General features: G+C 70.6%; 18 protein-coding genes and 1 riboswitch. Of the genes, 7 read left to right on the forward strand and 11 right to left on the reverse strand.

The genetic code is table 11. The annotated features are described in order from the left end of the window. The coding region (locus GRC12_RS20100; RefSeq protein ID WP_244373391.1) for a GNAT family N-acetyltransferase at window positions 1–1937 on the reverse strand (1937 nt) is incomplete at its 3' end. Between the two features lie 196 nt (window positions 1938–2133). Between GRC12_RS20100 and GRC12_RS20105 the strand changes: the two genes are divergently transcribed. Then, on the forward strand, window positions 2134–2415 hold the full coding sequence (locus GRC12_RS20105) for an HPr family phosphocarrier protein (protein ID WP_016432192.1): 282 nt from the start codon (window positions 2134–2136) through the stop codon (window positions 2413–2415). A 140-nt stretch (window positions 2416–2555) separates the two neighbouring features. On the opposite strand, the gene GRC12_RS20110 is transcribed toward GRC12_RS20105, so the two are convergent. The 4 genes from GRC12_RS20110 to GRC12_RS20125 form a co-directional block, all read right to left on the reverse strand. Further along, window positions 2556–3248, reverse strand: coding sequence for a GntR family transcriptional regulator (locus GRC12_RS20110; protein ID WP_133046128.1), 693 nt, complete (start codon window positions 3246–3248; stop codon window positions 2556–2558). A gap of 188 nt (window positions 3249–3436) precedes the next feature. Further along, complete coding sequence (locus tag GRC12_RS20115; protein WP_208780694.1) at window positions 3437–4210, reverse strand: M23 family metallopeptidase; 774 nt, start codon at window positions 4208–4210, stop codon at window positions 3437–3439. Between the two features lie 12 nt (window positions 4211–4222). Beyond that, window positions 4223–4387, reverse strand: a riboswitch (cyclic di-AMP (ydaO/yuaA leader). Between the two features lie 222 nt (window positions 4388–4609). Next, the gene (locus GRC12_RS20120; protein WP_208780695.1) at window positions 4610–5998 is read right to left on the reverse strand and encodes a M16 family metallopeptidase; all 1389 of its coding nucleotides are present in this window, start codon (window positions 5996–5998) and stop codon (window positions 4610–4612) included. Further along, window positions 5995–7389 carry a M16 family metallopeptidase gene (locus GRC12_RS20125; protein WP_208780711.1) on the reverse strand — a complete coding sequence of 465 codons (1395 nt, stop codon included), beginning with the start codon at window positions 7387–7389 and terminating at the stop codon, window positions 5995–5997. Before GRC12_RS20125 ends, GRC12_RS20120 begins: the two co-directional genes overlap by 4 nt. Window positions 7390–7706: 317 nt before the next feature. Between GRC12_RS20125 and GRC12_RS20130 the strand changes: the two genes are divergently transcribed. Next, window positions 7707–10163 carry a DNA gyrase/topoisomerase IV subunit A gene (locus GRC12_RS20130; protein WP_208780696.1) on the forward strand — a complete coding sequence of 819 codons (2457 nt, stop codon included), beginning with the start codon at window positions 7707–7709 and terminating at the stop codon, window positions 10161–10163. Here the strand turns inward: GRC12_RS20130 and GRC12_RS20135 are convergent. Beyond that, window positions 10160–11326 (reverse strand): CobW family GTP-binding protein, encoded by a 1167-nt coding sequence (locus GRC12_RS20135; protein WP_208780697.1) that lies wholly within the window; start codon window positions 11324–11326, stop codon window positions 10160–10162. The genes GRC12_RS20130 and GRC12_RS20135 overlap by 4 nt on opposite strands. A 322-nt stretch (window positions 11327–11648) precedes the next feature. Here GRC12_RS20135 and GRC12_RS20140 point away from each other — a divergent pair, with 322 nt between their 5' ends. Further along, on the forward strand, window positions 11649–12155 hold the full coding sequence (locus GRC12_RS20140; protein ID WP_208780698.1) for a DUF6082 family protein: 507 nt from the start codon (window positions 11649–11651) through the stop codon (window positions 12153–12155). 40 nt (window positions 12156–12195) lie between these two features. Here GRC12_RS20140 and GRC12_RS20145 read toward each other — a convergent pair whose 3' ends face one another. Then, on the reverse strand, window positions 12196–12432 hold the full coding sequence (locus tag GRC12_RS20145; protein WP_133046135.1) for a hypothetical protein: 237 nt from the start codon (window positions 12430–12432) through the stop codon (window positions 12196–12198). Window positions 12433–12732: 300 nt separating this feature from the next. Further along, on the reverse strand, window positions 12733–13908 hold the full coding sequence (locus GRC12_RS20150; RefSeq protein WP_208780699.1) for a citrate synthase/methylcitrate synthase: 1176 nt from the start codon (window positions 13906–13908) through the stop codon (window positions 12733–12735). A 142-nt stretch (window positions 13909–14050) separates the two neighbouring features. Between GRC12_RS20150 and GRC12_RS20155 the strand changes: the two genes are divergently transcribed. From GRC12_RS20155 to GRC12_RS20170, 4 genes are all read left to right on the forward strand, one after another. Next, entirely contained in the window at window positions 14051–15304 is a 1254-nt protein-coding gene (locus GRC12_RS20155) for a citrate synthase (RefSeq protein WP_208780700.1), read from the forward strand. Window positions 15305–15358: 54 nt separating this feature from the next. Continuing rightward, window positions 15359–16303: a sucrase ferredoxin gene (locus tag GRC12_RS20160; protein WP_208780701.1), complete on the forward strand. Its 945-nt coding sequence runs from the start codon at window positions 15359–15361 to the stop codon at window positions 16301–16303. A 101-nt stretch (window positions 16304–16404) separates the two neighbouring features. Next, window positions 16405–18075 (forward strand): sensor histidine kinase, encoded by a 1671-nt coding sequence (locus GRC12_RS20165; protein WP_208780702.1) that lies wholly within the window; start codon window positions 16405–16407, stop codon window positions 18073–18075. Further along, window positions 18072–18752 carry a response regulator gene (locus GRC12_RS20170; protein WP_208780703.1) on the forward strand — a complete coding sequence of 227 codons (681 nt, stop codon included), beginning with the start codon at window positions 18072–18074 and terminating at the stop codon, window positions 18750–18752. Before GRC12_RS20165 ends, GRC12_RS20170 begins: the two co-directional genes overlap by 4 nt. A gap of 55 nt (window positions 18753–18807) precedes the next feature. Here the strand turns inward: GRC12_RS20170 and GRC12_RS20175 are convergent, their stop codons facing one another. The 3 genes from GRC12_RS20175 to GRC12_RS20185 form a co-directional block, all read right to left on the reverse strand. Then, window positions 18808–19869 carry an ABC transporter substrate-binding protein gene (locus GRC12_RS20175; protein ID WP_208780704.1) on the reverse strand — a complete coding sequence of 354 codons (1062 nt, stop codon included), beginning with the start codon at window positions 19867–19869 and terminating at the stop codon, window positions 18808–18810. A 69-nt stretch (window positions 19870–19938) separates the two neighbouring features. After that, the gene (locus GRC12_RS20180; protein ID WP_208780705.1) at window positions 19939–20796 is read right to left on the reverse strand and encodes an ABC transporter permease; all 858 of its coding nucleotides are present in this window, start codon (window positions 20794–20796) and stop codon (window positions 19939–19941) included. Further along, a complete protein-coding gene (locus tag GRC12_RS20185) occupies window positions 20786–21601 on the reverse strand; it encodes an ABC transporter ATP-binding protein (RefSeq protein ID WP_133046143.1) in 816 nt (271 codons plus the stop codon). The genes GRC12_RS20180 and GRC12_RS20185 overlap by 11 nt, the downstream gene beginning before the upstream one ends. Window positions 21602–21645: the final 44 nt, after the last annotated feature.

The following is a 21645-nucleotide window of genomic DNA, read 5'->3' on the forward strand; positions in this document are numbered from 1 at the left end:
GCGGGGACCGGGGCGGGCAGCTGCTGCGAGGGGCGCAGCCTGCGGGTTCCGCTGGCCGCGGCGTCCGGTTCGGGCGCGGTGCCGGCCGCCGCCGACAGCGCCTCCGCGAGCCCGCCGAGCTCCACGTGCACGACGAGGACCGGCTTGCCGGGGACCTGGTCGGCAGCCGACTGCAGCGCCTCGGCCAGTTCCGCGTCGGCCACGGAGGCCTCGCCGATGGCCGGGATGGCGGTCACGACCACCGCGTCGCAGGAGTCGTCCCCGAGGGCCCGCAGCAGCGCCGCGTGGAAGTCGCCGGCCGTGGCGCCGGTGGTCAGGTCGATCGGGCGGTGCGGCCGGAGCCCCTCGGAGAGACAGGCGTCGTACGTCAGCAGTCCCAGGGACTCGGAGTTGCCCAGGATCGCCACCCGGGGTCCGCTGGGCAGCGGCTGGCGGGCGAGCAGCAGACCCGCGTCGACGAGCTCGGTGATGGTGTCGACCCGGATCACCCCGGCCTGCCTGAGCAGCACGGACACCGTCGCGTGCGGCAGCCGCGTCGCCCGTACGGCGTGCCCCTGCGGTGCGGAACCGGCGCCCTGGACGACGACCAGCGGCTTGGCGGCGGCCGTGCGCCGGGCGAGGCGGGTGAACTTGCGGGGGTTGCCGATGGACTCCAGGTACATCAGGACGACGTCGGTGTCCGGGTCGTCGTACCAGTACTGGATGACGTCGTTGCCGGAGACGTCCGCGCGGTTGCCGGAGGAGACGAAGGTGGACACCCCCGTGACGCCCGTGACACCGCCGCCGCGCCGGTGCAGCCGCGACAGCAGGGCGATGCCGATGGCGCCGGACTGGGCGAACAGGCCGATGCGGCCGGCGCGGGGCATCTCGGGGGCGAGGGAGGCGTTGAGCCGCACCTGCGGGGAGGTGTTGATGACGCCGAAGGCGTTCGGGCCGATGATCCGCATGCCGTACGCGCGCGCGTGCCGGACGAGTTCGCGCTGCCGCTCGCGTCCGTCCGGCCCGCTCTCGGCGTATCCGGCGGAGACGACGACCAGCCCCTGGACGCCGTGCTCGCCGCACTCGGTGACGACCTCGGGGACGTGCTCGGCCGGCACGGCGACGACCACGAGGTCGACGGGTCCGTCGATGTCCCGCACCGAGCGGTGGGCGGGGACGCCGTCGAGTTCCTTCAGGTCCTCGCCGAACGCCTTGTTCACGGCGTACAGCTGTCCGGCGTAGCCCGCGTCCCGGATGTTGCCGAGGATGCCGCGGCCCACTCCGCCGGGGGTGCGGCCGGTGCCGACGACGGCGACCGAGCCGGGCGCGAGCAGCCGCCGTACGGACCGTGCCTCGGCCCGCTGCTCCCGCGCGCGTTGGACGGCCAGGGAGCGGTCGGTGGGTTCGAGGTCGAACTCGAGGCGGACGACGCCGTCCTCGAAGCTGCGCTTCTGGGTGTAGCCGGCGTCCGTGAACACCTTGATCATCTTGGTGTTGGCGGGCAGCACCTCGGCGGCGAAGCGGCGGATGCCGCGCTCGCGGGCGACGGCGGCGATGTGCTCCAGGAGCGCGGAGGCGACGCCGCGGCCCTGGTGGGCGTCCTGGACGAGGAAGGCGACCTCGGCCTCGTCGGCGGGCGCCGACGCAGGCGTTCCGTCGGCGCCGATGCGGTCGTAGCGTACGGTGGCGATGAACTCGCCGCCGACCGTGGCCGCGAGTCCCACCCGGTCCACAAAGTCGTGGTGCGTGAAGCGGTGGACGTCCTTCGCGGACAGTCGCGGGTAGGGCGCGAAGAAGCGGTAGTACTTCGACTCGTCCGACACCTGCTCGTAGAAGCTGACCAGGCGCTCCGCGTCATCGACGGTGATGGGGCGGATGCGCGCGGTGCCGCCGTCGCGCAGCACCACGTCGGCTTCCCAGTGGGCGGGGTACTCGTGCCGGTCCGACGAGGTCTGCATGGGCCCCAGCGTACGGCTCGCGTCCGACAACGGCGCGAGGCAGTCTGTGGACGACAACCAAGCAGCGCGAGGGACGGACGTCGGGCCGAGGCCGCGGCCCGACGACTCACCCCGGAGCGGCGCGAGCCTGTCCGGAGCAGCCTCACGTTGTGGGAAACTGGTCTAGACAACCCTGAACACCGAAGGGCAGCATCACATGGCTGAGCGCCGCGTCAACGTCGGCTGGGCCGAGGGCCTCCACGCCCGCCCCGCTTCCATCTTCGTCCGGGCCGCCACGGCCGCAGGTATCCCGGTCACGATCGCCAAGGCTGACGGCAACCCCGTCAACGCGGCCTCCATGCTGGCGGTTCTGGGCCTGGGCGCCCAGGGCGGCGAGGAGATCGTCCTCGCCTCCGACGCCGAGGGCGCGGACGCGGCCCTCGACCGTCTGGCCAAGCTGGTCTCCGAAGGGCTCGAGGAGCTTCCCGAGACCGTCTGACCACGGCACCACGGAAGGGCTCGTCCGAATTTCCGGGCGAGCCCTTCGCATTTTCCGTGCCGGGGGTTCTGAATTCCCGGCGGCGGGCAGCGTGAAATAACCCCCCGCGAATTCTTTCCTCTTTGTATACGGCGTCCGTGTTAATGCCGCAGGCTCGGCATGTTTACGGCATGTTGCGAGTTCCTCACACCGTTCGCCCGCTCCTGGCTCCCGAATCGCAGCCGGTGCGCGGCGGTCGAACGTTCGGTGTGCAGCGCCGTGACCGCCCGCGCGCGTTCGCCGTCGCCGCGCGCCACGGCGTCGACGATCGCCCCGTGCTCGGCCCAGGACTCCACCGGGTCGGCGGGCGCCTCCACGGCGTACATCCAGGCGATCTTGTGGCGCAACTGGGTCAGCGTCGAGGTCATGGCCGGGCTGCCGGAGGCCTGGGCGAGCGTCTCGTGGAACCAGCCGCCCAGGGAGCGCAGATCCTCGCTGTTGCCCCTTCTGGCCCGCTCCTGGCCCAGTCTGACCAGGCCGCGCAGCACCTTCAGATGGGCCTCGGTGCGGCGCTGGGCGGCCCGGGAGGCACCGAGCGGCTCCAGCAGCAGACGCATCTCCAGCAGGTCGGAGGCCTCCTGCTCGGTCGGTTCCGCGACGCACGCGCCCGCGTGGCGCCGGGTCACCACGAAGCCCTCGGCCTCCAGCGTGCGCAGGGCCTCGCGGACGGGGACGCGCGAGACGCCGTAGCGGCGGGCGAGGAGTTCCTCGGTGAGGCGGCTGCCGCGCTCGTAGACACCCGCGACGATGTCGTCCCGGATGGCCGTGCACACCGAGTGCGCCGGAATACGCATGTCCGACCTCCGCCTTAATCCCCGTGAAACGTCGACCATGGACGTGTGTCCAGTGACTCTATTGCAAAGGGCGGGAATTTCCGACGGCGGACCGGAATCCATGGATATTTTTTGGACAGCGGGACGACCGAAACGCGGAAAGCCCCGGCTCGGGGAGCCGGGGCTTCACGGGATCTCGCGATCCTCCGTCAGACGTTCACGCCGTGCGAGCGCAGGTAGGCGACCGGGTCGATGTCGGAGCCGTACTCCGGCGTCGTGCGGGCCTCGAAGTGCAGGTGCGGCCCGGTGGTGTTGCCGGTCGAGCCGGACAGGCCGATCTGCTGGCCGGTGACGACCTTCTGGCCGACGGAGACGCCGATGGACGACAGATGGCCGTACTGGGTGTACGTGCCGTCGTTCATCTTGATCACGATCTGGTTGCCGTACGCACCGCCCCAGCCGGTCTGCACGACCGTGCCGTAGCCGACGGCGTGCACGGTCGTGCCGGTCGCGGCGTGGAAGTCGATGCCGGTGTGGCTGCCCGAGGACCACAGGGAACTGCTGGCCTTGTAGCCCGTGGAGACGTACGAGTTGGAGATCGGGGCGACGAAGGTGTTGAGGCGCTTGCGCTCGGCCTCGCGGGCGGCGCGCTCCTTGGCCTCGCGGGCCTTCTTGGCCTCCGCCTCGGCCTTCTTGCGCGCGGCCTCCTCGGCCGCCTTCTTGCGGGCGGCCATCTCGGCGGCCTGCTTCTGCGCGTCGGCCTGCGCGTCGATCTTGGCGGCGATCGAGTCGCCGATGGTGATGACGGGGGTGAGACCGGTCTGCTGGACGGCGTCGGCCGCGTTGTCGGCGGCGAGCGCGGGAGCCGCGAGGGCGCCGATGACACCGGTGGTGGCGAGAGCCGCGACGCCGGCGGCCTGGGCCGTGGAGCGCTTGATCCGGCTGGGACGACGGTGCTTCCCGGTGGCGCACATGAACGCCATGTACAGGCTGTTCCTTTCCTTCCCTCTCGCCTACCGGGTTAGCTGACGGGTTCGGAGCAGGAAGGTCTCCTACGGACACCCTCGCTGCGCGCGCGGGCGTCCGATTCACCCCAGGGACTGCGGTGGGTCCCCGGCTCCCCTGGCTCGCGCCGTACGGGGACTCGGCGATGACTGTCCGGTGCCGCGGGTGCGGCGCACTGCCTGACGGACAGCCCGGACGACGCTAAACGGGGCCACTTTCAATTCCCAAACGGATCAGGGTGTTTGTAGCGCATCCCACAGGGCAAACAGCCCACTCTCCTTCAATTTTCCGTCAATTGCCTTCAAGGTTCTTCAATTCGGACATAAGAGGGCCCTGGTGACGCTTCCGTCACCAGGGCCCCGCCCCGCAGCATGCCGCTACTCGGCGGACACCACGGTCACTTCACCGATGTTCAGGGCCTCTACAGGCCCCTTGATCTGCGCCGCGTCCCCGACCAGGACGGTCACCAACCGGTCGACGGGGAAGGCGTTCACGACCGCCGCGGTGGCCTCCACGGTGCCGGTCGCGGCGAGCTGCTGGTACAGCGTCGCCTGGTAGTCGTCCGGCAGATGCTGCTCGACCTGGTCGGCCAGCGTGCTCGCGACGGCCGCCGCCGTCTCGTACTTCAGCGGCGCCACCCCGACGAGGTTCTGCACGGCGACGTCGCGCTCGGCGTCCGTGAGGCCTCCCTCGGCGAGCGTGCGCAGCACCTTCCAGAGGTCGTCGAGCGCCGGGCCGGTGTTCGGGGTGTCGACGGAGCCGCTGATGGCGAGCATCGACGCGCCCGTGCCGTCCGGGGCGGAGCGCAGGACCTGGCCGAAGGCCCGCACGCCGTAGGTGTAGCCCTTCTCCTCGCGCAGGACGCGGTCCAGGCGGGAGGTGAGGGTGCCGCCCAGGCAGTACGTGCCGAGGACCTGCGCGGGCCACACGCGGTCGTGCCGGTCGGGCCCGACGCGGCCGATGAGCAGCTGCGTCTGGACGGCGCCGGGACGGTCGACGATGACCACGCGCCCGGTGTCGTCGGCCGTCACCGGAGGCACCGGGCGGGGCTCGGCCCTGGAGCCCGTCCACGCCCCGAGGGTCTCGCCGAGCAGGGCGTCGAGGTCGATCCCGGTGAGGTCGCCGACGACCACCGCGGTGGCCGTCGCGGGCCGGACGTGACGGTCGTAGAAGGCGCGCACGGCCGCAGCGTCGATCTTCTCGACGGTCTCCTCGGTGCCCTGGCGGGGGCGCGACATGCGCGAGCCGGCCGGGAACAGCTCCTTGGAGAGCTCCTTGGCGGCGCGCCGGGAGGGGTTGGCCAGCTCGTGCGGGATCTCGTCGAGGCGGTTGCGGACCAGCCGCTCGACCTCGCTGTCGGCGAACGCGGGCGCCCTGAGGGCGTCGGCGAGCAGACCGAGTGCCTTGGCCAGTCGGGAGGCCGGGACCTCCAGGCTGAGCCGGACGCCGGGGTGGTCGGCGTGCGCGTCGAGGGTGGCGCCGCAGCGCTCCAGTTCGGCGGCGAACTCCTCGGCGGAGTGCTTGTCGGTGCCCTCGGAGAAGGCGCGCGCCATGATCGTGGCGACGCCGTCGAAGCCGGCCGGCTCGGCCTCCAGGGGCGCGTCCAGCAGGACCTCCACGGCGACGACCTGCTGGCCGGGGCGGTGGCAGCGCAGCACGGTCAGGCCGTTGTCGAGCGCCCCGCGCGTGGGCGCCGGGAACGCCCAGGGCCGGGCCTCGCCCGCCTGGGGCTGCGGGTGGAACTCCATCGCGGCGAGCTCGGTCACTTGGCCGCCTCCTCGTTCTTGTCGCCGGCCTCGACGGTGGCCTCGGCCTCGGGGTCTTCGGGCGGATCGGCGTCCTCGGCGGTCTCCGCGGAGACCGGCTCGTACACCAGCACCGCGCGGTTGTCGGGGCGCAGGCGGGCCGCCGCGACCTCGCGGACCTCCTCCCGGGTCACCTCCAGGACGCGCTTGACCGCGGTCAGGGCGAGCTGCGGGTCGCCGAACAGGACGGCGTAACGGCACAGTTCGTCGGCGCGGCCCGCGACCGTGCCGAGCCGGTCCAGCCATTCGCGCTCCAACTGGGCCTGGGCGCGCTCCATTTCCTCGGCCGTCGGGCCCTCCTCGGCGAACCGGGCGAGCTCCTCGTCGATGGCGGCCTCGATGACCGGGACCTCGACGTCCCCGGAGGTCTTCACGTCCAGCCAGCCCAGGGAGGGCGCCCCGGCGAGCCGCAGCAGGCCGAAGCCGGCCGCGACGGCCGTACGGTCGCGCCGTACCAGCCGGTTGTAGAGGCGGGAGGACTCGCCGCTGCCGAGGACGGTCAGCGCCACGTCGGCCGCGTCGCACGCGCGTGTGCCGTCGTGCGGCAGCCGGTAGGCGGCCATCAACGCACGCGCGGGCACCTCCTCCTCGACGACCTCGCGCAGCTGCTCGCCGATCACGTCCGGCAGGGTGCCGTCCCGGGGGGCGGGCTTGCCGTCGTGGGAGGGGATGGAGCCGAAGTACTTCTCCACCCAGGCGAGCGTCTGCTCGGGATCGATGTCGCCGACGACCGACAGCACGGCGTTGTTGGGCGCGTAGTAGGTGCGGAAGAACGCGCGCGCGTCCTCCAGCGTCGCCGCGTCCAGGTCGGCCATCGAGCCGATCGGGGTGTGGTGGTAGGGGTGGCCCTCCGGGTAGGCGAGGGCGGTCAGCTTCTCGAAGGCGGTGCCGTACGGGACGTTGTCGTAGCGCTGCCGGCGCTCGTTCTTCACGACGTCCCGCTGGTTCTCCATGGACTCGTCGTCCAGGGCGGCCAGCAGGGAGCCCATGCGGTCGGCCTCGAGCCAGAGGGCGAGCTCCAGCTGGTGGGCGGGCATGGTCTCGAAGTAGTTGGTGCGCTCGAAGCTGGTGGTGCCGTTGAGCGAGCCGCCGGCCCCCTGCACCAGCTCGAAGTGGCCGTTGCCCTTTACCTGGCCCGAGCCCTGGAACATCAGGTGCTCGAAAAGGTGAGCAAGGCCGGTACGGCCCTTGACTTCGTGGCGCGAGCCGACGTCGTACCAGAGGCACACCGCCGCGACCGGGGTCAGGTGGTCCTCGGAGAGCACCACGCGCAGGCCGTTGGCCAGGCGGTGCTCGGTCGCTGTCAGGCCCCCGGTGCCTGCCTGGTCTGTGGCCGTGTGACCCATGGGCATGTACGTCCCTTCGATCGCCGATGCGGTGGCTGACACCGCGGTTTTGCTGCCGGTCCTGCCACTGTATGCAAGCGTGCGCAGCCACGGCGAAGTTCCCGGACGACGTACGCCCACAGCGGATCGCGTAGCCTGCGGGCAGCCGCGCCCGACGGTGCCCGCACCGGCGGACCGGACCGCCGCACCGGGTCCTGGCCCGCGTTGTCAGTGCAGCGGTCCACAATGGTGGCGTCAGATCCCGTTCATGCTTCAGCAAGCGTGAGCCGAAGGGGCCGTGAGCGACCCGTAGGCGAGCGACCAGAAAAGAGGAGCCGGCAGCGATGGCCCGCCGCAGCACGAAGACCCCGCCGCCCGACGACTCGTTCGAGGAGCGCATCCTCGACATCGACGTCGTCGACGAGATGCAGGGCTCCTTCCTCGAGTACGCGTACTCGGTCATCTACTCCCGCGCCCTGCCCGACGCCCGCGACGGCCTCAAGCCGGTGCACCGGCGCATCGTCTACCAGATGAACGAGATGGGCCTGCGTCCCGACCGCGGCTATGTGAAGTGCGCGCGCGTGGTCGGCGAGGTCATGGGCAAGCTGCACCCGCACGGCGACGCGTCGATCTACGACGCCCTGGTGCGCATGGCCCAGCCCTTCTCCATGCGCGTGCCGCTCGTCGACGGCCACGGCAACTTCGGCTCGCTGGGCAATGACGACCCGCCCGCCGCCATGCGGTACACCGAGTGCCGCCAGGCGCAGGCCACGAGCCTGATGACGGAGTCGATCGACGAGGACACGGTCGACTTCGCCCCGAACTACGACGGCCAGGAGCAGGAGCCGGTCGCCCTGCCCGCCGCCTTCCCGAACCTGCTGGTCAACGGCGCCTCGGGCATCGCGGTCGGTATGGCGACGAACATGCCGCCGCACAACCTCGGCGAGGTGATCGCGGCCGCCCGCCACCTGATCCGCTACCCGAACGCGGACCTGGACACCCTGATGAAGCACGTCCCGGGCCCCGACCTGCCCACCGGCGGCCGCATCGTGGGGCTCTCCGGCATCCGGGACGCGTACGAGACGGGCCGCGGCACCTTCAAGATGCGCGCCACCGTCGAGGTGGAGACCGTCACCGCCCGCCGCAAGGGCCTGGTCGTCACCGAACTGCCCTTCACGGTCGGTCCGGAGAAGGTGATCGCCAAGATCAAGGACCTGGTCGGTTCGAAGAAGATCCAGGGCATCGCCGACGTCAAGGACCTCACCGACCGCGAGCACGGCCTGCGCCTGGTCATCGAGATCAAGAACGGCTTCGTGCCGGAGGCCGTCCTGGAGCAGCTGTACAAGCTGACGCCGATGGAGGAGTCCTTCGGCATCAACAACGTCGCCCTGGTGGACGGCCAGCCGCTCACCCTCGGCCTCAAGGAGCTCCTGGAGGTCTACCTCGACCACCGCTTCGACGTCGTCCGGCGTCGCAGCGAGTTCCGCCGCACCAAGCGCCGCGACCGGCTGCACCTGGTGGAGGGCCTGCTAACGGCGCTGGTCGACATCGACGAGGTCATCCGCCTGATCCGCTCCAGCGAGAACAGCGCGCAGGCCAAGGAACTCCTGATGGAGCGCTTCTCGCTCTCGGAGATCCAGACCCAGTACATCCTCGACACGCCGCTGCGCCGCCTCACCAAGTACGACCGCATCGAGCTGGAGTCGGAGAAGGAGCGGCTCAACGCGGAGATCGCGGAGCTGACCCGGATCCTGGACTCGGACGCGGAGCTGCGCAAGCTGGTCTCCAACGAACTGGCGCAGGTGGCCAAGAAGTTCGGCACCGAGCGCCGTACGGTCCTGCTGGAGTCCTCCGGCGCCCCGGCCGCCGCCGTACCGCTGCAGGTCGCGGACGACCCGTGCCGGGTGCTGCTCTCCTCGACCGGTCTGCTGGCCCGCACGGCGAACGGCGAGCCCTTCCCTGAGGACGCCGACGGCCGGCGCGTGAAGCACGACGTGATCGTCTCCGCGGTCCCGGCCACGGCCCGCGGAGAGATCGGCGCGGTGACGTCCACCGGCCGTCTGCTGCGGATCAACGTCGTGGACCTCCCGCAGCTGCCGGAGACGGCGTCGGCCCCGAACCTCGCGGGCGGAGCCCCCCTGTCGGAGTTCCTCTCCCTGGAGGACGACGAGACGGTGGTCTGCCTGACCACCCTCGACGAGTCCTCCCCCGGTCTGGCCCTCGGCACCGAGCAGGGCGTCGTCAAGCGTGTGGTCCCCGACTACCCGTCCAACAAGGAGGAGTTGGAGGTCATCACCCTCAAGGAGGGCGACCGGATCGTCGGCGCGGTGGAGCTGCGCACCGGCGAGGAGGACCTCGTCTTCATCACGGACGACGCCCAGCTGCTGCGCTACCAGGCCGCCCAGGTGCGTCCGCAGGGCCGTCCGGCGGGCGGCATGGCGGGCATCAAGCTCGCCGACGGCGCGAAGGTCATCTGCTTCACGGCGGTGGACCCGGCGGCGGACGCGGTGGTCTTCACGGTGGCGGGCTCCCGCGGCACGCTCGACGACTCGGTCCAGACGACGGCCAAGCTGACCCCCTTCGACCAGTACCCGCGCAAGGGCCGCGCCACCGGCGGTGTCCGCTGCCAGCGGTTCCTCAAGGGCGAGGACTGCCTGTCGCTGGCCTGGGCGGGCGCCACACCGGCCAAGGCGGCCCAGAAGAACGGCACCCCCGCCGACCTGCCGGAGATCGACCCGCGCCGCGACGGCTCGGGCGTGTCCCTGCCGAAGACGGTGGCCGTGGTGGCGGGCCCGGTCTAGGACGCGGGGTCCTGCTCGCCGGGATCCTGGACGTACCGCAGGACGCCCCACATGCCGTGCTCATCGGCGGTGTGCGGGGCGTCGCTCGTGCCGGCCTCCAGCTCCTTGCGGAGGGCGGGCGCGTCGATGCCGGAGCCGATGAGGACGAGCTGGGTGAGGCGTGGGGCACCGGCCGGCCACGGCTCCGGGTAGAACCGCAGGAAGCGCCCCACGGCATGCACGGCGTAACGGTTGCGGACGTCGTACGCGCCGAAGTCGACGTACCCCTTGATCCGGTACAGCCCCACGGGCCGGCTGTCGAGGAACGCCATCAACCGGCGTGGGTCCATGGGTGTCTCGGCGGCGAAGGAGAGGCTGTCGTACCCGACGTGCAGATGCGCGGCGTGCCTGTCTTCGGCGTGTCCGTCTTGGTCGTGCATGTCCTCGGCGTGCCCGCCCTCCCCATGTCCATGCTCCCCGTGTCCGTGCTCATCGCGTTCGTGCTCGTCGTGTTCGTCCTCGTTGTGTTCGTGCAGATCGTCGAAGGAGAGCTGCCCGACGCGCTCCTCGCTCGGCCGGCAGTCGAAGAGGAACTCCGGGTCGACGCGGCCGTAGGTGGCCGCCACGACGGCGGCACGATCGACGAGCGACCGAACGAGCCCCAGAACCCTCTGCCCCCCTTCCTCCGCCCGGTCGACCTTGTTGACGACGACGAGATCGGCGAGGGCGAGATGCCGGTCGATCGCGGGATGCCTGGCGCGGGTGTCGTCGAACTCGGCGGCGTCGACGACCTCGACGAGCCCGCCGTACACGATCCCCGGATGCTCGGAGGCCAGCACCATCCGCACCAGCTCCTGGGGCTCGGCGAGCCCGCTGGCCTCGATGACGATGACGTCGATGCCGGCGGAGGGCGCGGCCAGCCGGTCGAGATAGCCGTCGAGTTCGCTGACGTCGACGGCGCAGCACAGGCAGCCGTTGCCGAGTGAGACGGTCGAGTCGCCGAGGGCCCCGGCCACGGCCATCGCGTCGATCTCGATGGCCCCGAAGTCGTTGACGATCGCCCCGATCCGACTGCCTCCGCTGCGGTGCAGCAGATGGTTGAGGAGCGTGGTCTTCCCCGAGCCGAGGAATCCGGCGAGTACGACGACCGGGATCTGCCGATGTCCGGGGCTCGGCTGACGCAACGTACGACCTCTTTCACACTGCCGTGTGCGCCGGATCGCGCTGGCGGCGCACGTACGTGGTTTGAATGCCGGATCAGGATACGAGCCGGAAGAATCACTGCGAAGTGAACGATTGTTAGCAGCACTTGCGGGGCAGACGTTGGGGAAGGCGCCGGAGTGTGCGACCCTCGCTTCCCTCCGTGCGCCTCCTCTCCGCCTCCCCCGCCGATCAGAGCCGCTCGGCACCCTGGGAGACGGCAAGCGCCGCCCACCGCTCGCCGGTCCCCTCCAGTCGACCCGCACCCCGACGACCGGCGGACGGCCGCCTGATTCGGGGGTTGACATGGCCACACAGAGCGAAGGCATTCGGAGGATCGTTTCGGCTGCGAAGGCGAGGATCGCGGTCGTCGTCGATTCGATCGGCATGCCGGTAGCGCGCCACCGCAGGAAGGCCGCTCTGACCGAACAGCACCGGCTCTCGTTCGACCTGCTCTGCAAGGCCATGGACGATCCGGCCCTGGCCGCGGTCCTGGACACATACGAGGCGCAGATCCCCCTGGACAAGCAGCGCCAGTTCCTCTTCGCCAACGCGCTCTACATCAACAACCTGTACTTCTACCGGATCGGGGCGCTGTCCCAGGCGGAGCTCTACGGCCATCTCCGGGTCATGTGCCAGAACAAAGTGTTCCGCGAGTACTGGGAGGCCACCCGTCACCACAGGAAGAGTCTGCCCAGGACGTCTGAGGAGTACATCCTGGGACAGATGATGGACGATCTCATTCAGGAACTCGACGACGCCGACACCGACGAGTGGTGGGTCGTCGGGGAGCCGCCGGACGAGACGGTCTGACCCGCGGCGCCGGTAGGTCGCGGCCCCGGTCAGGCGTCTTTCAGGCGTCAGGGATGTCGCGCTTGGCGCGCAAGAGGGTCTCGCGAGTGATGACCACGATCCGCTCGTAGTCGGCTCGTGCGGCGTCTGACGGGAGCTCGGGGTCGAGTTCCGCGGTCGCTTCGCGCCCGATCACGGCGAAGTCGCCGGTGCTGAGCTCGAAGATGTCGGGGCATGTCTGCCCGGTGGTGCTGCCGCGCTCCCTGGGGGAAGCCCCGACACGTCGCACGATTTTCACGGACTGGTACCGCCTTGTCGCTCAGAGGGATGGGGGGTGCCCTCTGATGTGCGGGTGACGGATCCGATTCACTGCACACTGTGGTTCGCCAGCGGTCAATGCACGTCGGAGTGCGCTCCCCGTGCGCAGGGGTGTTCGCCGGAGCGCCTGGAGAGGGCCAGGCGACAAGATATCGACTCCGATGCCTCTGGGGCTGCCGTTTACGATGAGTCGTACGGGTGATCTTTCCCGACAGGTCTTGACCGAGCCCGCACGCCGACCGGGCCAGCCACCGGACGGCTTCAAGATCCCGGGTATCACTCAGCGCGCCGTCGGCACCGCCACCGGCACCCCCGGCCCCACATACCGCGCCGTCGGCCTGATGATCTTTCGGTCCTGGGCCTGTTCGAGGATGTTGGCGCTCCAGCCCACCACCCGCGCCGCCGCGAAGGTCGGCGTGAACATCTCGCGGGGCAGCCCGCACAGTTCCATGACAACGCCCGCGTAGAACTCGACGTTCGTGTGGAGTTCGCGACCGGGCTTCAGCTCCGCCAGTATCGCCTCCACCCGGCGCTCGACCTCCACCGCGAACTCCACGCGAGGGCCGCCGAAGCTCCTGGCCACTTCACGGAGCATCCGGGAACGCGGGTCCTCCGTGCGATAGACGGCGTGCCCGAAACCCATGATGCGGTCACCGGCGAGGACCCGTTCCCGGATCCAGGAGTCGATACGGTCGGGCGTGCCGATCGCGTCCAGTGTGTCCAGCGCCCGACTGGGAGCACCGCCGTGGAGCGGCCCCGAGAGCGCCCCCACCGCTCCGACCAGGCAAGCCGCCACATCCGCCCCGGTCGACGCGATGACACGCGCGGTGAAGGTTGACGCGTTGAAACCGTGGTCAATGGTTGAGATCAGGTATTGCTCGACCGCCCGCGCCCGCCTCGCGTCCGGTTCCGAACCCGTCAGCATGTAGAGGTAGTTCGCCGCGAACGACAGGTCGTCCCGCGGCTCCACCGGTTCCAGCCCCCGGCCCAGCCGGTGGAGCGCCGTCAGCAGGGTCGGTACGGCGGCGGTCGCGGCCAACGTGTCGCGCCGCCGCTCGTCCGCGTCGATGTCGTACACCGGCCGGAACCCCTTCGCCGCCCCGAGCAGCGACAGCGCGGTACGCATGCCGGCCAGCGGACCGGACCGTCCGCTCGCGGCCGCGATCGCGGGAAGCACCTCCCGCACCTCGTCGGGCAGCCGGCGCAGCGCCGCCGTCTCGGCCGTGAAGGCCGTGCGCCGTGCCGCGTCCGGCAGTTCGCCGTGGACCAGGAGATGCCAGACGTCCTCGAAGCCCCGGGTCTGCGCGAGGTCGACGGCCGAGTACTGGCGGTAGTGGTAGAAGCCCTCCAGCCCCCGGACATCCCCGATCTCGGTGTCGGTGACGACGACGCCGGCGAGGCCGCGGGGTACGTCGACGGTGGCCACTGGTGACCTGTTGGTGGACTTGACGGACATGATTTTCCTCCCTGGACTTGATTTGACTGTCCATGCTTGACTCGATCTCTGTCAATATTGATTGAATCAATCTGATGCCTATCAAAGATCAATTCAGGCAATGCATCAAGCCACACATCGTGAGGCCGATACGGTGACCCCCATGCACGATCAAGAACCCTCCCCCGGGCACGCCGACCGACGGCTGACGACCAAGGAAGCCGCCGAACTGCTGGGCGTGAAGCCCGAGACGGTCTACGCCTACGTCAGCCGCGGCCAGCTCAGCAGCCGCCGTGTGCCCGGCGGCCGAGGCAGCACCTTCGAGGCGGCGGAGGTGGAGGCACTCGCCCGGCGCAACAGGCGGGACAGCGGCGGGACCCCGGCCTCCGGCGGCGAACTGTCCGTGCGCACCCGCATCACGCTCATCGAGTCGGACCGGTACTACTTCCGGGGCGTGGACGCCACCGAACTGGCCACCCGCCACTCCTACGAAGAGGTCGCCGAGTGGCTGTGGACCGGCACTCTGCGCCCGGGCATCACCTTCACGGCCCCCGAGACCTCCGTCGCCACGGCCCGCCGCGCCGTCGACGCGCTGCCCGAACACACCGGCCCCACCGACCGGTTGCGGGTGGCGGCGATCGCCGCCGCCGTCGCGGACCCGCTGCGCTTCGACCTCTCCGAGGACGCCGTGCTGGGCACCGCGCGCACCCTCATCCCCACGCTGGTCGCCGCTCTGCCGGCCCGGCGCGGCCACCGGGACGAGGGCCCGCTGGCCCACCGGCTCTGGGCCAGGCTGACCGGCCGGGACGCCGACGAGGCCTCACTGCGGGTGCTGGACACGGCCCTCGCCCTGCTCGTGGACCACGACCTCGCCGCCTCGACCCTCGCGGTGCGCGTCGCCGCCTCGGCCCGTGCCCACGCCTACGCGGCCGTCTCCGCCGGGCTCGGGGTGCTCGAGGGCCCGTTGCACGGGGCGGCCAGCAAAGTCGCCCACCGGCTGTTGATGGACGTGCTCGACGAGGGTGACGCGGCCCCCGTGATCGCCGACGAACTCCGCGCCGGCCGCCGCATCCCGGGCCTCGGCCACCGGCTCTACCCGGGCGAGGACCCACGCGCGCGTGTCCTGTTCGGTCTGCTGGAGGACATCCCGCGGGCCGCGCCCGCCCTTGCGGCGGCCCGCGACATCGTGGCCACCACCGCCCGGCACACCCCGCTGCACGCCAACGTCGATCTGGCCCTCGCCGTGTTCACGGCCTCCAGCGGCATGCAGGCGACGGCGGGCGAGACGATCTTCGCCGTCGCTCGCACGGCGGGGTGGATCGCGCACGCCCTGGAGGAGTACGGCGAACGTCCGCTGCGCATGCGCCCGAGCGGGCACTACGTGGGCCCGAAGCCGCCTCAGCCCCTGCCGGAGTAGCTCGCGGACCCACCCGGACGTCACGCCGGGCCAAGTCAGGTTAGGCTCACCTCTGTGAGTACGTGCTCAACCGCGTCCCAGGAGCTCGACGAGCCTCTGGCGGGAACCGCCGCCACCGCGCGGACCTGGCTGCTGTTGGAGCAGCCGGGCCCCTGGGGCGCCAAGGCGCTCACGTCGAGCCATCTGGACCCGGCCGTGGGCCGCGCCCTGGAGGCGGCCACGAAGGGCACGGGCGTACGGATCGCGCTCATCCGCCGCCCCGGCCGCCACGCGGACTGCGGCACTCCCACCGTGCGGCAGGTGTACGCCGCCCACACCGTGCCGGGCCGGATCTGGCTGCGTTCCGCCACGGTCAGCGAGCCGCGCGACCTGCTGGGCCTCGACTTCGGCGCACTGGGCCGCGGCGAGCACCGCGGCTTCGACTCGGTCCTCGGGGCGCGCCCGCACACGGGGGACCCGCTCGCGCTCGTCTGCACCAACGGCAAGCGCGACCGCTGCTGTGCGCTGCTCGGCCGCCCGCTGGCCGCGGAACTCGCCTCCTCCGGAGTGGAAGGCGTCTGGGAGGTCACCCATCTGGGTGGACATCGCTTCTCACCCACGCTGCTCGTCCTGCCGTACGGCTACGCCTACGGCCGCGCCGAGGCCCATGCCGTCAAGGACGCCCTGCACGCCGCCAAGGAGGGACGGATCGTCGTGGCGGGGTGCCGCGGGAACTCGGCGTGGGAACGGCCCGGTCAGGCGGCCGAACTGACCGTGCGTACAGCGGTCGGCGAGTACCGGGCGGAAGCCTTGAGCGTCGTGGCGACGAACGGCGCCGCCCCGCTCTGGGAGGTGACCGTCGCCCACGCGGACGGACGCCGCTGGCGGGTCGTCGTCGCCCAGGGCGCGTCCGCGCCGCCCCGCCCGGAGAGCTGCGGTTCGTCGATCCTGGGTTCACCGGCCCGTATGGACGTCGTCGAGGTGCGCGAGCTCGTGACGGCGACCGCCATCGCAAGTTGACCGGGACGATCAACCCGTCGACCTGGTCACTCAGCATTGATCAAGAGATCCATGCCACACCCCCTACGGCGGCTCCCGCACGTCCACGTACGGTCGTGGGTATGAGCCCCACTCCCTCCGCACGTCGCCTGCGTCTCGGCATGCCGAAGCGGGTCTTCTCGCAGGTGCTGCTGATGCAGGTGGCCATCGCAGCGGGGGTCGCGGTGCTGGCGACCGGGCTGTTCCTGGCGCCGCTGAGCAAGCAGCTGGACGACGAGGCGATGAACCGTGCCCTGGCCATCGCCCAGACCACGGCGGAGCAGCCGCAGATCGCCAAGGACCTCCAGCACACCGCCCCGACCGCCGACGGGCCGGTCCAGAAGGAGGCGGAGCGGATCCGCAGGGCCACCCACGCCGAGTACATCGTGGTGATGAACCGGCACGGGGTGCGCTGGTCGCACACCAACGTGCAGCAGATCGGCAAGGTCGTCTCGACCAGTCCCAAGGAGGCTCTGGCCGGCAAGCAGGTCAGGGAGATCGACAGCGGCACCCTGGGCCGCTCGGCCCGCGGCAAGGTCCCGTTGCGCGACGCCCACGGCAAGATCATCGGCGCGGTCTCGGTGGGCATCAAGTACGACAGCGTCCGCTCGGAGCTCATCAGCGCCGTCCCGGGCCTGCTCGCCTATGCGGGTGGTGCCCTGGCCGTCGGCGCGCTGGCCGCGTGGCTCGTCTCCCGCCGGGTCCAGCGGCAGACCCGCGACCTGGCCTTCTCGGACATCTCGGCGCTGCTGGCCGAGCGCGAGGCCATGCTGCACGGCATCAGGGAGGCCGTGGTCGCCCTCGACCGCACCGGCCGCATCCGCCTGCTCAACGACGAGGCGCACCGCCTGCTCGGCATCGACGACCGGGTCGTCGGCATGTCTCCCGACGAGGCGCTCGGCGAAGGCCGTACGGCGGACATCCTGGCCGGCCGGGTGACCGGCACCGACCTGCTCACCGTCCGCGGCCAGCGCGTCCTGGTCGCCAACCGCATGCCCACCGACGACGAGGGCGCCGTGGCCACGCTGCGCGACCGAACCGAGCTGGAACAGCTGGGCCGTGAACTCGACTCGACCCGTGGGCTGATCGACGCCCTGCGCGCCCAGGACCACGAGCACGCGAACCGTATGCACACCCTGCTGGGACTGCTCGAACTGGAGATGTACGACGACGCGGTGGAGTTCGTCGGTGAGGTGGTCGGCGACCACCGCGCCACCGCCGAGCAGGTCACCGAGAAGATCCACGACCCGCTGCTGGCCGCCCTGTTGGTGGGCAAGGCGACGGTCGCCGCCGAGCGCGGTGTCGCCCTGTGGGTGTCGGACCGCACACGGTTGCCGGACCGGCTGATCGACCCGCGGGGGCTCGTCACCGTCGTCGGCAACCTGGTGGACAACGCGCTCGACGCGGTCGCGGCCACACCGCACGCGCGCGTGGAGGTCGAGTTGCGCGCCGAGGGCCGTACCGCGGTCCTCAGAGTGCGGGACACGGGGCCCGGGATACCGGAGGAACAGCGCGAGTTGGTCTTCACCGAGGGCTGGTCCACCAAGGAGCCGCCCGCCCACGGCAAGCGGGGCATCGGCCTGTCCATGGTGCGCAGGCTCGCCGAGCGGCAGGGAGGGAGCGCGACCGTGCGCGAGGCGGACGGCGGCGGCGCTGAGTTCACCGTCGTCCTGCCGGAGGCGCTCGCCGAGCCGGCCCCGGAGCCGGCCCTGAGCACGGCCACGGACACGCCCGGCAAGGAGGAGTCCCGATGATCGAGGTCCTGGTCGTGGACGACGACACCAGGGTCGCGCAGGTCAACGCCGCCTACGTGGAGAAGGTCCCGGGCTTCCACGTCGCGGGCGAGGCGCACACCGCGGCGGAGGCACTGCGCCGACTGGAGGAACTGCCCAGGCTGGACCTCGTCCTGATGGACCACTATCTGCCGGACGACACCGGCCTCTCGGTCGTCCAGGAGATGCGCAGGCGCGGCCACCAGACGGACGTGATCATGGTGACGGCCGCCCGGGACGTGACGACGGTTCAGGCCGCCATGCGGCACGGTGCGCTGCAGTACCTGGTGAAGCCGTTCGCCTTCGCGGGCCTGCGCGCCAAGCTGGAGGCGTACGCAGAACTGCGCCGCACGCTGGACGGTGGCGGCGAGGCGGAACAGGCCGAGGTGGACCGTATCTTCGGCGCCCTGTCCGCGCCGTCGGAACCGGGGCTGCCCAAGGGCCACTCCCCCACCACCGCCGAACTGGTGCGGCGCTCCCTGATGAACGCCGAAGGCCCGCTGTCCGCCCAGGAGATCGCCGACCGGACCGGGGTGAGCCGTCAGACCGCCCAGCGCTATCTGAAGCTCCTGGAACGCACCGGACGGGCCCGTCTCACGCTGAAGTACGGCGACGCGGGCCGCCCTGAACACCGTTACGTGTGGGCGGCCCGCGCCTGAGGGTACGGCCGGGTGGGGGCGGGGGAAGGGGCCGTACCCCCACCTACATACGGATTCAGCCCGCGGCCTTCTCCACGAACTCGGTAGTGAACGTCTTGCTCAGGTCCACTGAGGCGTTCTTGATGTTCGGGTTGAACGCCTTGAGCACCTTCTCGACCGTCTCGGGGCCGTTGGTGGGCATGACTCCGTCGTCGGTGAACATGGGCAACGTGCTCTTGATGGCCTCGGTGTAGAGCGTCTTGTTGCCCTGCGAGTAGTCGGCGGGCATCTTGGCGGCGATCTCGGAAGCGCTGTGCGTGGACATCCACTTGAGCGTCTTGACGAGTGCATTGACCAACTTCTGCACAGTCTCCTTGTGACCGTTGACCCAGTCCGTCTGCATGTACAGGCTTGACGACGGGTACGGACCGCCGAGCGCCTTCTGCGACCCCTCCGGCGTCCGCATGTCCAGCAGGACCTTGCCCGCCTTCTTGTCCAGGATCGTCGCCACCGTCGGGTCGGTCGTCATACCGCCGTCGATGGCCCCCTTCTGCAGCGCCGCGATGAAGGTCGGTCCGGCGCCGACGGCGACCGGAGAGAACTCGCTGACCTTCACGCCGTTCTTGACGGCGAGGTACTTGGTGAGGAAGTCGGTCGAGGAGCCGAGGCCGGTGACACCGAGCTTCTTGCCCTTGAAGTCCTTGGGGGACGTGATGTCGCCGGACGCCTTGTCGGAGACGATCTCGACCTCGCCGGGCGCGTGCGAGAACTGCACCACGGACTCCACGGACTTGCCCTTCGTCTGCAGGTCCAGGGTGTGGTCGTAGAAGCCGACGGCCCCCTGGACCTGCCCTGAGACCAGCGCGGTCTCGGCCTGGACGCCGGCCGGCTCGCTCAGCAGCTCCACGTCGAGGCCCTCGGCGTCGAAGTAGCCGAGCCGCTGGGTGAGCATCGCCGGCAGGTAGATGACCTTGTCCAGACCGCCGACCATGATCTTGACCTTCGTGCCCTTGCCGTCGCCCTTGCCGCCGGCGCCGGTGGAGGTGGTGGAGGCGGCGTCGTTGGCGCAGGCGGTGAGGGAGGAGAGGGCGAGCAGACCGGCGGCGGCCAGGGTGGTGTATCTGACGGACTTGCGCATGCGGTTCACGTCCTTGGGAGAGGGCGGTGCGGGAGAAGAGGAAACGGCGGGCCCAAGTGGGCGGCGTGGCTAGGAGTTCGCGGGTTTCCAGCGGAAGACGCGGCGTTCCACGAAGGTGAGCAGCCCTTCGGCCGCCAGCGCCACGACGGCGAGGATGACCATGGCGGCGTACACACCGGCCGCGTTGAAGGTGTTCTGGGACTGCGCGACGAGCAGGCCGATGCCCTTGGTCGCGCCGATGTACTCGCCCACGATGGCGCCGATGAGCGCGAAGCCGAAGCTGACGTGGAGGCTGGTGAAGATCCAGGCGGTGGCCGACGGGATGACCACCTGAAGGGTCACCCGGCGGTCGCTCGCCCCCAGGATGCGGGCGTTGGCGACCAGATTCCGGTCGACCTCGCGAGCGCCCTGGAAGGCGTTGAAGAAGACCGGGAAGAAGACGAGGACCACGGCCGAGGCGACCTTGGAGGCGGGGCCGAGACCGAACCAGATCAAGAAGATCGGGGCGAGGATGATCCTCGGCATCGAGTTGAGCACCTTGATGTATGGACCAAGGACATCGGCGAGGAAGCGGATCCGCCCGAGGGCGATGCCGAGCACGACACCGGCGACCACGCCGAGCACCCAGCCGAGCAGCGCCTCGTAGAGCGTGTACCAGATCTGCTCGCCCAGGGAGCCGAGCGCGGTCCCGTGGGTCACCCAGGTCCAGATCTGGCCCCAGATCTTCGACGGCATCGAGAAGTTGAACGGATCGATGACCTTGGCGCGGGAGAACACCTCCCACAGGCCGAGGACGGCGACCAGCAGCAGGACGCGGGTGGCCGTGACCACGATCCTGCGTCTACGGGCGGCACGCGCGCGTGAGTGGGCACGGTCCGGGGTCTTGACGGTGTCGACGACCGGTGTGCTGAGAACCTCAGGCGACATGGGCGGCACCCCTCTCACGGGTGATGCGGACCTCTTCGCCGAGGGACTCCCAGATCTCGCGGTAGATCTCGATGAACCGCGGCTCCAGGCGCACCGACTCGACCTTGCGCGGCCGCGGCAGGTCGATGTCGAAGACCTGCTTGACGGTGGCGGGTCCGGCGGTCATGACGACGACCTTGTCGGCGAGGGCGATGGACTCCTCGAGGTCGTGGGTGACGAACACGACGGAGGCGCCCGTGCCCTCCCACAGCTCCAGCAGCTCGTCCGACATCAGTGCCCGGGTCTGCACGTCGAGCGCCGAGAACGGCTCGTCCATCAGCAGGATCTCGGGGTCGTTGACGAAGGTCGCGGCGAGCGCGACACGCTTGCGCTGGCCGCCGGAGAGCTGGTGCGGATAGCGGTCCTCGAAGGCGGCGAGCCCGACGCGGGCCAGCCATTCGCGCGCCTTCTGCTTGGCTTCCGCCTTGGGCACACCGCGGAAGCGCGGGCCCGCCATGACGTTGGACAGAACGGTGCGCCAGGGGAAGGTGGCGTCCTGCTGGAAGACGAATCCGACCTTGTCGCCGACGCCCCGCACCGGCTCCCCGGCGACCAGGACGTCGCCCTCGGTGGGCTCTTCCAACCCGCTGACCAGGGTCAGGGTGGTCGATTTGCCGCAGCCCGTGGGACCGACGACCGCCACGAACTCCCCACGCCCGACCGTGAGGTCGAGTTCCCTGACGGCCGTGTGCAGACCCCCCGACGGGGTCCTGAAGATCTTGCTCGCGCCCCGCAGCTGGATGGCGGGGCTGGTGTCTGCGCTCATGGCCGGGGACGGTAGATGTGGTCCCGGCCACAGCAGGAGCCTTC

It is taken from the genome of Streptomyces griseorubiginosus (assembly GCF_017614965.1).
In the GTDB taxonomy this organism is placed as follows: domain Bacteria; phylum Actinomycetota; class Actinomycetes; order Streptomycetales; family Streptomycetaceae; genus Streptomyces; species Streptomyces griseorubiginosus_B.